We start from the raw sequence: 12,935 nt of genomic DNA on the forward strand, positions 1-12,935 counted from the left end.
TGAGCGGCTCATTTCACCTGTGCTTTGACGAAATCCTTGACGATCCGCACGATACCGCGTGACAGCACCTCGTCGAGTGCTTTGATGAACGCATCGACATGTTCCCGGCCGCAAATCAACGGTGGCTCGAGGCGTACAACATCGCGATTATATTCGGTAAAGGCGACGAGAACGCCATGATCGCGCAGGAGATGACTGCCGATGAAGCCCGGCAATGAGCCCTTCAGCTTGTCATCGAGCACGGCCAGAACAGGGCGGAGGACCACCGGCACGGTCTTGGAGAAATCGTGGAATTCAAGGCCAATCATCAGGCCCTTGCCGCGCACATCCTTTATCATTGCCGGATATTTGGCTTTCAGCTCGTCCAGTCTCTGCAATAAATAGTCACCCGTCGCAGCGGCTTTGTCGATCAAGTGCTCGTCGTAAAGAACGTTGATCGCCTCGATCGACGTCACACAGGCTTCGCCGATGCCGCCAAAGGTGGCCATCGCGTGGATCATTGCTGTCTTCGGCGTGCCATATGCTTTCATATACACGTCGCGTCGCGCAATCATCGCCCCGACAGCGGCCTTGCCGCCGCCGAGCGATTTCGCCAGGGCCGTCACATCCGGAACGACCCCTGCATGCTCAAAGGCGTAGAACCGGCCAGAGCGGCCAAAGCCGCATTGGACCTCGTCTGCCACCCAAAGAACGCCGTACTGATCACACAAGACGGTATGGAGAAGACCCCGCTCGCAAAAGCCCTGTTCCGCTTGCGGGCATGCTGGCGATCCAGTGGAAGATCGAAAAGATCGTTGAGGATGTATATGGCCGATGCAGCTGCCGAGAATGCAACAAACGCAATCGTAGCATTCAACAGGATTGGCCAGACCGTGATTTCATGGTTGAGGATCGCCGGCACGAAGATCAAGGTGTTCTTCATCCACTGATGTGCGCGCAGCATCTTGAAGAACGCTTTCCAACTTGTCTTCGGCGCTTTGAAAAGTCGGGCGGAATGCACGCGTTGCCATCTGGCTGCAGCCCGGTCAGGTGCGACGACAATCGCCTCACTTGCCGCATTGAACACCGGAATGTCCGCTTTGCTGTTGCCCGCATAGGCAAACTTGGCGTCGCCGAACATCGCAAGCAAGAAACTCGTCTTCGTAGATGTAAGATTGCGCGCTTCTTCGGTAGCATGGACCGCGTCGAAGAAGTCGAGATGCGCAGCAATGCTCTCAGCGAATCTGCGCGCAGCACCCGTCGCAAGTACCAATCGCCGCCCTTTGCCGTGCTCCTCTCTCAGATACGCCACGAAGTCCCCTCGATAGGGCAGTGTCGCAGGGTCGATGGCCACACGCAGCGATATCTGATGCTTGAGATAGCCCTTTCTCTTCAACGCCCAGACCGGCAGGAGAAGGAGGTACAACATGTTCTGCTTGAGAAGCTGAAAAACGCTTTCCAATAACAGGTCCGTGGCAATGAGCGTGCCATCAAGATCTACGATGAGATCAATAGCCTTGTTATCAGACTGAGCATCCACCACTACACATCCCTGAAGTCATTATTATCAACCGCGGCATTATTCTTGCCTATCAGCCGACGACTTAGCGGGAAAGTAAAAATGAACAGTGAACCAAGCGAACGAATAGTGGAGAATGTTTGAAAAAGAGTATCTTCAGTGAATCAAAAATTAAAAAGCCGGCTGAAAAGGAACTCAGCCGGTCATTAATCTATTTTGATGTCTATCGTCCGCCAAGCTTATTTGATCGACACCTTGCCACCCTTGATTTCGACAGTCTCGCTACCGGTCAAGGCCTCGCGGTCACCGTTCGGAAAGGTAACAAAACAGCCGCCGTTGCAGAACTCAACAGTCTCGCCCGCGCCAACCTGCAGTTCAGTCTTGCTTGAGCCTTCAGTGACAACAATGGTCTGGGCGCTGGCTTCATCGTTCTTGACGCTGGCAGCGAATGCCGAGCCAGCAGAGACCACACTGAGAAGAACAGCAATAGCAAACTTCTTCATTTCTTACCCGGTGTCTCCACCGCCCCTGTTATCAAGAGCCCAACTGCCCTTTACAACAACAGTTATAGCGGCATCAAACTGAACGGCAACTGAACGCGCCGTTGTTTTTGCGGCAAGGTGGAAGGTCTTCTAGGACTTGAACTTTTTTATTTCTGTCGGTCGTTCAGGCTTAGCCTGTTCTGCAAGCAACGCCAGGATTGCATCTGGGTTTTCCATATGAACATTCACGTCTTGTTGCGGAGACGCAATCTCGATGCCCTCCTCCGTGAACCTGTCAACCAAAGTAAAGCGAATCTCGTTCTGCACGGTGCCTGAATTAGAAAGGTCAGCGAGGTGAACACGCATCTCGAATTCCATCGTCGAATTGACGATCGACTTGAACGCAACGAACGGTTCGGGGTTTTTCAGGACCAGCGGATGGCCACGCGCGATGTCCATCAGGATGGCGTATACACGTCGCGGATCCTCCTTGTACGAAACCCCTATTGGAATATCCACGCGTCCGAGTTTGTTGCGATGCGTCCAGTTTCCGACACTACCGTTGATGAACGACGAATTCGGGATAATGAGCGATTGCCGCTGGAACGTCTCGACTTCTGTTGCGCGCACGCTGATCTTCTTGACTATGCCGCCGACCCCGCCGGTTTCGATCCAGTCGCCAACCTTGAATGGACGTTCCGCTAAGAGGATCAGGCCGGAAACAAAGTTCGACACGATCGCCTGCATGCCGAAACCGATACCGAGCGACAGACCGCCTGCAACCAGCGCAAGGCTGGAAAGGTTGATACCCGCCGCCGAAATACCGATCACACCTGCAATGCCGAGTCCCAGATAGCCAACGGCAGTCCGGATCGAATTGCGCACGCCCGAGTCGAGTTTGCCCCGAGCCATGACCCTGTTATCGAGCCAGCCCTGGAACCACCGCGTAAAGAAGTAGAACAAAGCAAACAGCAGGATGCCGATCGCGATTGCCACCAGCGATATATTAACGGACCCGATCTGAAAGCCAGTAGCGATGGTCACGAACCATGCCGACATCTCGCTCCATTGGAATCCCCAGAGAAGCAGTATGATCGGGATGCCAAGCATCACGACAAACACGTTGATGACAACACTCGCCACCAGGCCAAGCTGGTCCAGTGTCGTCTCGTCCATGCCGAAGCGGGTCTGGATCGCTTGTCCAAGTTTTGTTCCGGCAAGCGCATTTTCGTCCGACACAGCCCTGGCTGTAAGGAAGCCCAGGTACATCGTCACAACCACCGCGCCGTTGATGACAATCTGCTGGGACACGAAACGGGCAAAGCCAATATAGCCAAAAAATCCGGCAATGATCGGAACCAGACCAATCGTAAAGAGGAAGATGCGCATTGGCTTGGGCCAAGCCTTGATTTTCCCAGTCTCCTCGTCCTCCAGCGGTTTGAGAAAGGCCATGGCAAGGATAAGCAGCCCGACAAGAAGCGTGGCGACGAGGCTCTTGGCAACGGTCAATGACAATGGTGAGGCAGCAATCTGGTTGATCGTATCGGCAATGTAATCAAGTCCGGTGATCGTTGCGGTGGCGGTGATCAGCACCATCAGGATGCGCCCCGGCCTCGGGGCCACACGCACCAGCCGCCAGTTCGGCGCACCCGGGCAAATCACCGCCTGCGCCAGCGCATGGACGAAAAACACAATGCCGATAACGCAGAAGAGCATATAGATCAGCGCGGCAATATCCGGCCGTAGAACATTGAAATAGCCGAGAAAAAGGTAGGTTGTCGTCAGAAAGACAACGACGGTCAGCGACCGCATCAGCGTCGACCAGAAGGCGACAGCAAGTCGGCTTAGATAGGATGGCGACTCAATATTTGGGTCGCGCAAATATAGATGGCCGATTGTCCGTTGACCGCCTATCAGGAGGACGAGCGCAGCAATCACTGCGAAGAAGGTCGCCGCCAGCATGGATTGCCATTTGAACGTTACGACGAAACGCCACCACGATGAAACTCGTTGGTTCATCGTCTGCAGTTCCTGGCCATAAGCATCGACGATTTCGCTGCCAAGCGAGTAGTTGATATTCACACGCTGCGACAGCGTGTCGGTAAAAAGCTCACGCCGTGCGTCGACAATACCGTCGATCATCTTGTTGACTTCGATCAACATGTCTTCGGTCTCGCCAAGCACGGCATTGATTTCGGCTTTTTCCGTCGTCAGCCGCATACGCTCGTCGGTCACAACCTGCGCTTCGGGTGGCTGTCCCTGCGCCGGAGTAGGTCCCAGTTGCTCAAGACGCGAATTGATTTCGGTGATGCGCGGACGGAAGGATACCCCGATCTCCAACAGCTTCTTTGCTGTCGCTTCGAGGTTCAGACGCAAATCCGCCAATGCCGCGTCACTGTCGGCCTTTTCCTTCTTCTGCGCAAAGTCGGCGATCTGCTTCTTCAGCGCGTCGATCGCCGGACGCTGGTCGGCAACGATGCCTGCAACGGGCGCTTGCACAGGCGCCGGCGCTTGGGCTGCCGCCATCTGCAACGAAACAGCCAAAAGCACCAGAGCGACAATCGTCAGAGAAATCTGGCGAAGGAAACGAGAAATCACAGGTTCAAATCCATCCAAGAATAGTTTTCATCTATCGACTTGCCCGTTCATGTCGGCACAATCAAGGCACTTTTTGCTTTCCATGGCGGAACAAGTCGGCCCAATGATACTGGTCGCCGCTTTCCTGGTGATGGCGTCAGCGTTCTGACAATAGCATAGTAAAAAGGGTTATCATGATTCACGGGGACCGATAGCTTTTGAAATAACATCATTGCTGCCTGCTATTTGCACCTGTCTTGACCAACTCCAGCACAATCTGTTGACTGGCTCTCCAGGAAACAAATTATCGAACATACAATCTTGCCAGTGAAACGATTCGCCTCGAGACAATGAGATCATGATCATCAAATGCCCCTATTGCGGACCACGCGACGTCATCGAATTCATCTATCAGGGCGATGCAACACGAACCCGGCCCGAACCGGCATCAGATGATCGGGCGGCATGGAACGCCTACGTCTACGATCGCACCAACCCGAGCGGCTCGCACAGCGAGTATTGGTTGCACAGCGGCGGCTGCCGTCAGCACCTCCTTGTCACGCGTGACGTTTCCACCCATGCGATCTCGTCAGTTGTGTTTGCCCGGGACGCAGCAGTTTCAGCGAAAAGCGGTGAACTGGCATGACGAGTTCGCGGCTTTCCAAAGGCGGACGCATCGACCGTTCCAAGTCAGTCCGATTCACATTCGACGGCAAGGCCTATAGCGGCCATCCAGGAGACACGCTCGCCTCGGCATTGCTCGCCAACGGTATCACGCTTTTTGGACGCTCATTCAAGTATCACCGTCCGCGCGGCGTCTTCGCCGCCGGAAGCGATGAGCCCAATGCGCTTGTAACGGTCTTCACCGGCGATGTACGCGAACCGAATGTCCGGACCACCGAGCTGGAGATCTATGACGGCCTGGTCACCCAGAGCCAGAACCGGTTTCCTTCACTTGAACACGACTGGATGGCGGTCAACCAGCTTGCGGGTCCGCTGTTCTCGGCAGGGTTTTACTATAAGACCTTCATGGGCCCGGCCATCGGACCGCTTCGAGGAACGCGCTTCTGGATGTTCTGCGAAAAGTTCATTCGCCGGGCAGCTGGTCTTGGCAAGGCAGGTACGGCAGCCGATCCGGACCGCTATGAGCGCATGAATGCCTTTTGTGACGTACTTGTCGTCGGCAGCGGTCCGGCGGGCTTAATCGCTGCGGAAGCGGCCGCCACCACAGGCGCTAGAGTGATCATCGCGGAAGAGCGGCCAGTTGCAGGCGGCTCGTTGCTCGCATCGGGAGAACTGATCGACGGGCGCAATCCCGCTGTCTGGGCGCGCGAGAAGGCTGCCGCCCTGGCGAACATGCCCAATGTCCGTTTCCTGACACGCACTTCGGTCTGGGGCTATTATGACGGCAATGTGCTGACCGCGGTCGAACATGTTTCCGACTACAAACCCAATCGCACGAAGGGCCAGCCACGCCAGCGCCACTGGGTCGTTCGTACCGGTCGCACCGTGCTCGCGACGGGCGCATTTGAGCGTCCGATTGTCTTCCCCGGCAACGATTGCCCGGGTGTGATGCTCGCCGACGCAGTACGTCGCTTCGCAATCGAATACGGTGTCGCAGCGGGCAACAACGTCACCCTCTTCACCAACAACGACAGCGCCTATGATGCTGCGCGGGCCCTGTCGCAGGCTGGCGTCAACGTTACGGCGATTATTGACGTGCGTTCCGATGTTTCCGGCACTTGCCGCGATATTGCCAGTGTAGCCGGCGCCGAACTGCTCCTCGCTCACGCTGTAACGGGGACGCATGCTGGCAAGACATTGAGTTCGATTACCGTCCAGCACTTCAACGCTGAGACTGGTCGCGTTTCAGGCGCGCCACGGGAAATCAAGACGGATTGCCTCGGCGTTTCCGGCGGTTGGTCGCCGGCCATTCATCTGGCGAGCCAGGCTGGCGGCAAGCCCGACTGGGACGAAGATTTGCAGGCCTTCCTGCCACCCGAACCAAACCAGAATTGGGTGACCACAGGATCGGCCGCCGGCTACATGGATACGATCAGCGTGCTATCGGATGCCGCAACCAAGGGCTCTGCCAAGAGCAGGCTCGTCCTTCCACACGTAGAGGCGCCGATGCTGGACGCCTCGCCAGCGCCCGTATTCGAAATCGAACCCTCTATCAAATCGCAAAAGGCGTTCGTCGATTTTCAGCATGATGTCACCGCCGACGATATCCGTCTGGCCTATCGTGAGGGCTTTCACTCGGTCGAGCATCTGAAGCGCTACACCACGCTTGGCATGGCGACTGACCAGGGCAAGACCTCCAATGTTCCGGGTCTCGCCATCATGGCGGACGTTCGCGGTATTACGATCCCCCAAGCCGGGACAACGCGATTTCGGCCGCCCTTTACACCCGTCTCCCTTGGCGCCATTGCGGGAGAGCGGTACGGCGATTTGCGCCCGCACCGGCTGACTCCGATGCATGACTGGCATTTGGCGAACAGCGCCAGGACCTATGAGGCCGGGCTTTGGCACCGTCCGATGATCTATGGCAGCCATGGCGAAACTGTCGAACAGGCCTACACCCGCGAAGCGCGTGCGGTACGCCAGAGCGTTGGCATTGTCGATGTATCGACACTCGGCAAGATCGACATCCAAGGCCCCGACGCGGCCGAATTTCTCGATCGCATCTATACCAACATGTTTTCTACACTGCCGGTCGGCAAGGCCCGCTACGGTCTGATGTTGAGGGAAGACGGGATCGCTTTTGACGATGGAACGACCTGGCGGCTCGCGGAAACCCAATTCCTCATGACGACGACCACTGCCAATGCCGGGACGGTTATGCAGCATCTGGAATTCTTTTCCGACTGCATCTGGCCTGACCTGCGCGTCCATCTGACTTCAGTTACGGATGTCTGGGCCGGTTCGGCGATTTCGGGTCCGAAATCCCGTGCCGTGCTCGAAGCCTGTGTCATAGGCACGAAGGTCGACAACGTTGCGCTACCCTTCATGGGTATCGTCCATGGCAAGATCGACGGCATCCCGGTCATGATCTGCCGTCTCTCCTTTTCCGGAGAACTCGCCTACGAAGTCTATTGCGGCGCGGGGTTCGGTACGAAGGTTTGGGAGGCCTTGCTCGCGGCCGGAAATCCGTTCGATATCATGCCGTACGGACTCGAGGCGCTTGGGACGCTGCGCATCGAAAAAGGCCACGTGACGGGGGCAGAGATCGATGGCAGAACGACGGCCCACGACCTGCATCTCGACTGGATGCTGTCGAAGAAAAAGCCCTATATCGGCTCTGCCATGATCGGGCGCGAGGGACTCAAGGACGAAAACCGGCTTTCGCTTGTCGGTCTCATTTCTATGGATAATCAATCCATCACCGGCGGCAGTCATATCGTGACCGATCCCGTACCGCGCGAGCCGGCCGATAGTTTCGGACACGTCACGGCAGCATGCTATTCTCCGGCGCTTGGCAAATATATTGCATTGGCCCTCGTCAAGCACGGAACGTCCATGATCGGGAATCGAGCCTTCGCCACGGACTTGCTCCGTGACAAGCACTGTCCGGTTGAGATTGTCAGCCACCATATGTTCGATCCAGAAGGGAGCCGGATGCATGGCTGAACCCCAATCGCCCTTAGGAGCAAACTTTGTTCCGGGCAACCACGGCAATGCGGCTGCTGGCATAGGTGTCACGCTACGAGAGCGAAAAGGCCTCTCGGTCATTCAGGTTACAGCCTGGCGCGATGCGATTCCCGCCATGCTGACCGCGATCGGCAGCGCAACCGGCCTTGCACTTCAAAACAAGCCTGGCCTCGGCCGTGTAGCGGGCGAGAAATCGGTATTCGGCTTCGCACCGGGGCGATATTTTGTTGTCAGCGCAACACCAGACCTCGAAACAAGGTTGCGTTCCGTCATTTCGCCTGAACTCGGAACGATCATCGACCTCACCCACGGCCGCACGGTCATCCGCGTCAGCGGACCGCGCTCAGAATGGGTGTTGTCAAAACTCTTTGCGATCGACTTTTCGGAGCACGCCTTCCCGATTGGCAGTGGCCGCGCAACGTTGCACCACGACATTCATGCCAATATCCAGCGGATCGACGACGAAAGCTTCGATCTGTACGTATTCCGCACCTTCGCCCGTTCTTTCTGGCTGACGCTCGGGCATGCCGCTGAGGAAGTAGGATATCGCGTCGAGTAGATCAGCTCCGCAGGATGCTTTTCGCCGCCTTGCCGGCCACGTAGACTTCGGCGATCGTCCGATCGTCTCCCATGGTCTGCATCAGGAACAGCTCTTCCACCAGTGTCTCGACAGTATCCATGCGAATGCGCATGGCGGGTGTCGCGCGGGCATTGAGCACGACGCAGTCCGCTTCGGCTCCAGGGGTAAACGAACCGATGGTGCCCTCAAGCGACAACGCCCGGGCATTGCCAAGGGTTACCTGATAGAAAGAGCGCAACGGATGGTAGCGCTGACCTTGGATGTTCAGGATCTTGTAGCCCTCGTCCAGTGTGCGCAGCATCGAATAGGACGTGCCGCCGCCAATATCCGTTGCAATCGCTGTTCGAACTGGAGGATCGGACGCACGCAGGCGCGCGAGATCGAATAGCCCGCTGCCGATGAACAAATTGGATGTTGGACAGAAGACCGCCACTGAGCCGCTATTGGCGATCGAACCTATTTCTGCGTCGGTAAGGTGAATGCAGTGTCCAAGCAGTGTCTTCGGACCGAGCAAACCGTAATGTTCGTAAACCTGCGTATAGTCCCGGCTCCAGGGGAAAAGTTCGGCGACAAAAGCTATTTCAGCAGTGTTTTCGCACAGATGCGTCTGCACATGCAGTTCCGGGTGTTCGCGCACCAGCGTGCCACTCATTTCGAGCTGCTCCGGCGATGATGTCGGCGCGAAACGCGGCGTGATGGCGTAGAGCTGGCGGCCTTTGCCATGCCAATCCCCGATCAGCGCCTTGCTGTCGTCATAACCGGATTGCGGCGTGTCCAGCAGGCCGGGAGGCGCGTTGCGATCCATCATGACCTTGCCTGCAATCATGCGCATATTGCGCCGGTGCGCTTCTGTGAAGAATGCCTGAACCGACGCCTTGTGCACCGAGCAGTAGGCAGCGGCGGTCGTTGTGCCGTGCCGGATCAATTCATCAAGCAATGACGTTGCGATATGTTCGGGATGTCCCTGATTGGAAAATTTCTGCTCTTCGACAAAGGTATATTTGTTGAGCCACTCCATGAGCGCGCCGGCATAAGAGCCGACAACCTGCATCTGCGGGTAATGGATATGGGTGTCGATAAAGCCCGGCATGATCAGATGCGGGCGATGGTCCGCTACCTCCGCATCGATGCCGTCACCCGCGCGCACTTGTGCGTACTCATCGACCGCAACAACTTTTCCGTCGCGGATGAGCAGTCCGCCATCTTCGATATAGGTAAACGCCTCCCCACTCGCCTCACCCGCCAGCGGTTCATCGTGAAAGGTCAGGATGCGACCCCGCAAAAGGAGCTCTGTCATGGTTTCGTTTCACCAGCTGTCGCGGCACGATACCACGAGACGAGCAGCGCGCGTTCATCAGCAGTGATATTCGTCAGATTGCCGGGAGGCATGGCGTGACTCGCCCCGGCTTGAATATAAATCTCATTCGCATGGGACGCGATCAACTCGTCTGTATCGAGTCGAATGTCCTTGGGTGGCATCATGATGCCCTCCCAGGAAGGCTCAGCCGCATGGCACATGGAACAGCGGCCCATCACCGTATCGCGAACCTGCTCAAAATTCGGGGCCATCAGGAAAGGTTCGGCAGCGCGCGAAACCCTTTGCTCGCCGCCTGTCAACGCCTTCGGAACAGTCGAAAGCCAGATGATGACGATGAACAGGATGGTGCTGGCGAGCCACGTCCAGTGTGGATTGCCCGTGCCCGCATGCCTCGAATTGAAATAATGACGTATCAGCACGCCGATGATGAAAATCAGCGCGGCGATTACCCAGTTGAACTGCGTAGAGGTCGCAAGCGGATAGTGGTTCGACAACATCAGGAAGATGACGGGAAGCGTCAGATAGTTGTTGTGGGTTGAGCGCTGCTTCGCCTGTTTGCCGAGCTTGGGGTCAGGTATTTTTCCTGCGATCAGGTCGGCAACCACCTTCTTCTGATTTGGGATGATCAGGAGAAAAACATTGCCGGACATGATCGTGGCCGTGAAGGCGCCGAGGTGCAGGAATGCCGCGCGGCCGGTAAAGAGGTGTGTGTAGCCCCATGCCATGAAAACGATGACGCCATAAAGGATGATCATCAGCGCCGTGTCGTTGGACGCGAGTGGCGACTTGCACAAGAAGTCATAAATCAGCCAGCCGACCGAAATCGATGCAAGCGAGATCAGAATAGCAACCAGCGTTGAAACGTCCAACACATTGCGATCGATCAAGTAGAGATCAGCGCCCGCATAGTAGACGATGCAGAGCAGCATGAACCCCGACAACCAGGTGAAATAGGACTCCCATTTGAACCAGATTAGGTGTTCCGGCATATGCGCCGGCGCGACCATATACTTCTGGATATGGTAGAAGCCGCCGCCATGAACCTGCCATTCCTCGCCGTTCACCCCCTGCGGCAGGTTCGCGTGTCTGCGCAGGCCGAGATCGAGAGCGATGAAATAAAACGACGAACCAATCCAGGCGATTGCCGTGATCACATGCAGCCAGCGCGCGGCGAAGCTCAGCCATTCCCAGAAAATCAGATAATCCATCGAGGCCCCATGCGATATGTCGCCCCACAATGCTGTGGTTCTCGGGCCGATGCAACTAAGGTGCGTTGAGATTCAGATCGTGGGCGAGCCGAAAATGGCGCTTAACGAGAATCGGAACGCAGTGAACTTTCACGTTCATGAGCACCGGATCGCAGAAAAGCGCCATTTGCAGGCCACCATGGCATGAATATCAAACCTTACTTCGAATCGTGGAAAATGATGCCGAGTGTATGGCGCTTGCCGCTGCGCAGCCGGCTGACGCCGTGACGCATGTTCACCCGATAGTAGCCGCGCGTACCCTTCTCCGGGCGATGGCTCACAGGAAATAGGACCGCGTCGCCCTGTTGTAGAGGAACGATCTCAACACGCGACTGCATGCGCGGTCGCTGCTCGGTCAGAACGAACTCTCCGCCGCTGAAATCCTCTCCTGGCCTGGACAATAGAAACGCCACCTGCAGCGGGAAGACGTGCACGCCGTAAATATCCTGATGGAGGCAATTGTAGTCGCCTTCGGAATATTCGAGCAGCAGCGGTGTAGGGCGATCCTGACCTGCCGCATGGCACCGTTCGATGAAGGCCTCATGCCGGTCGGGATAGCGGACATCAATGCCCATCTGTTCGTTCCAGCGATTGGCGATTCCGGCGAGTGGCGGGTATAGCGACTGGCGCAGATCGGTTAGGATGTCGGGCAGCGGATAGGCAAAGTATTTGTATTCGCCGCGCCCAAATCCGTGCCTAGCCATGACAATGCGCTTACGAAACTGGCCGTCGTCCGGATAGCTTGCCGCTAGCCTGTGACAATCCAGTTTTGACAGCACACCTTTCAGGACGGCACAGCCAAAATTGTCCAGCTCGGTTTCGATCGTGTTCCATGGCAGCAACGATACGGTGTTGATTGCATCTGCCATCATGACTTCTCCATTTTGCATTAGAGTGCCAATTTGGCGGTTTCGTTCCACCCGTTTCTTGCAAAACGACACATTTTCCGGTCACCACCGGCCCCAGACGACGATTTTAAGTGACTCGGCCGGTCAGAGTTCATAAATAGAGTCGCAGCGAGGTGCTTTGCGCCGCGATAATATTCTATTGGATGTTGGTATGGGCCATTATGGAAAGTGCAGAACAGGAAAGCGTAGCGCTGCTCCGCTCCTGATTTCTGTTTTCTGGCTTGTCTCCAGCATCGGAGCGGCGTTGGGCACCGTTTACGCAACGAGCCCAGAGGTCAATCTAGCCGCGAGGGAAGTCAGTTCTCACAAGAACGATGACACGCGCCTGGCTCACGAGGCCGATAATCAATCGACCCCGGTTCAACGGCCTATGCGCGTGGTAGCGCTCGAAGCTCTTCATTTGAAGATCAAAAGCGGCTTGCGTTCTGACACCGGTGCAGACGGCGCCTTGCTACCTGCAAAACCATCGCTGGTTATTGTGCACCAGAGGAGTACAATTTCGGTCCACAACGGTTCATACGTGGTGTTCGCCCACGATACTGTTTTCAGTGCTCGCGCTCCGCCCTTAACCGCAGCCTGACATCACCGTTTCCAATAGGAAACGACAAAAACAACTCTGGCGGCGGCCAAGCATGAATGTGCAATAGTTCTCGGCAGCGCCTGCACTCATACGG

9 protein-coding genes and 1 pseudogene are annotated in these 12,935 nt (G+C 56.3%); 3 read left to right on the plus strand and 7 right to left on the minus strand.

The features are described 5' to 3' along the window. Positions 1 to 8: 8 nt before the first annotated feature. The 4 genes and pseudogenes from CU102_RS06175 to CU102_RS06190 all read right to left on the minus strand — a co-directional run. Positions 9 to 710: pseudogene (locus CU102_RS06175) on the minus strand (aminotransferase class III-fold pyridoxal phosphate-dependent enzyme); the annotation flags it as partial. Then, positions 602 to 1,522, minus strand: a complete 921-nt coding sequence (locus CU102_RS06180) for a haloacid dehalogenase-like hydrolase (RefSeq protein ID WP_133624401.1) — start codon at positions 1,520 to 1,522, stop codon at positions 602 to 604. The pseudogene CU102_RS06175 and the gene CU102_RS06180, both read right to left, overlap by 109 nt. A gap of 215 nt (positions 1,523 to 1,737) precedes the next feature. Further along, positions 1,738 to 2,001 (minus strand): hypothetical protein, encoded by a 264-nt coding sequence (locus CU102_RS06185; protein WP_106710147.1) that lies wholly within the window; start codon positions 1,999 to 2,001, stop codon positions 1,738 to 1,740. A gap of 129 nt (positions 2,002 to 2,130) precedes the next feature. Continuing rightward, on the minus strand, positions 2,131 to 4,578 hold the full coding sequence (locus CU102_RS06190; protein WP_425351525.1) for a mechanosensitive ion channel family protein: 2,448 nt from the start codon (positions 4,576 to 4,578) through the stop codon (positions 2,131 to 2,133). 337 nt (positions 4,579 to 4,915) lie between these two features. On the opposite strand from CU102_RS06190, the gene CU102_RS06195 reads away from it, so the two are divergent. The 3 genes from CU102_RS06195 to CU102_RS06205 are packed head-to-tail and all read left to right on the plus strand — an operon-like array spanning position 4,916 to position 8,767. After that, positions 4,916 to 5,203 carry a sarcosine oxidase subunit delta gene (locus tag CU102_RS06195; RefSeq protein ID WP_106710148.1) on the plus strand — a complete coding sequence of 96 codons (288 nt, stop codon included), beginning with the start codon at positions 4,916 to 4,918 and terminating at the stop codon, positions 5,201 to 5,203. After that, positions 5,200 to 8,187, plus strand: a complete 2,988-nt coding sequence (locus tag CU102_RS06200; protein WP_106710149.1) for a sarcosine oxidase subunit alpha family protein — start codon at positions 5,200 to 5,202, stop codon at positions 8,185 to 8,187. Before CU102_RS06195 ends, CU102_RS06200 begins: the two co-directional genes overlap by 4 nt. Further along, the gene (locus tag CU102_RS06205; RefSeq protein ID WP_106710150.1) at positions 8,180 to 8,767 is read left to right on the plus strand and encodes a sarcosine oxidase subunit gamma; all 588 of its coding nucleotides are present in this window, start codon (positions 8,180 to 8,182) and stop codon (positions 8,765 to 8,767) included. Before CU102_RS06200 ends, CU102_RS06205 begins: the two co-directional genes overlap by 8 nt. Before the next feature lies 1 nt (position 8,768). On the opposite strand, the gene guaD is transcribed toward CU102_RS06205, so the two are convergent. The 3 genes from guaD to CU102_RS06220 all read right to left on the minus strand — a co-directional run bounded on the left by guaD (position 8,769) and on the right by CU102_RS06220 (position 12,225). After that, positions 8,769 to 10,085 (minus strand): guanine deaminase, encoded by a 1,317-nt coding sequence (guaD, locus tag CU102_RS06210; RefSeq protein ID WP_106710151.1) that lies wholly within the window; start codon positions 10,083 to 10,085, stop codon positions 8,769 to 8,771. Continuing rightward, positions 10,082 to 11,314, minus strand: a complete 1,233-nt coding sequence (locus CU102_RS06215) for a urate hydroxylase PuuD (RefSeq protein ID WP_106710152.1) — start codon at positions 11,312 to 11,314, stop codon at positions 10,082 to 10,084. Before CU102_RS06215 ends, guaD begins: the two co-directional genes overlap by 4 nt. Before the next feature lie 197 nt (positions 11,315 to 11,511). Next, positions 11,512 to 12,225 carry a 2OG-Fe(II) oxygenase gene (locus CU102_RS06220; protein ID WP_245425238.1) on the minus strand — a complete coding sequence of 238 codons (714 nt, stop codon included), beginning with the start codon at positions 12,223 to 12,225 and terminating at the stop codon, positions 11,512 to 11,514. Positions 12,226 to 12,935: the final 710 nt, after the last annotated feature.

The organism is Phyllobacterium brassicacearum (assembly GCF_003010955.1).
Lineage (GTDB): Bacteria > Pseudomonadota > Alphaproteobacteria > Rhizobiales > Rhizobiaceae > Phyllobacterium > Phyllobacterium brassicacearum.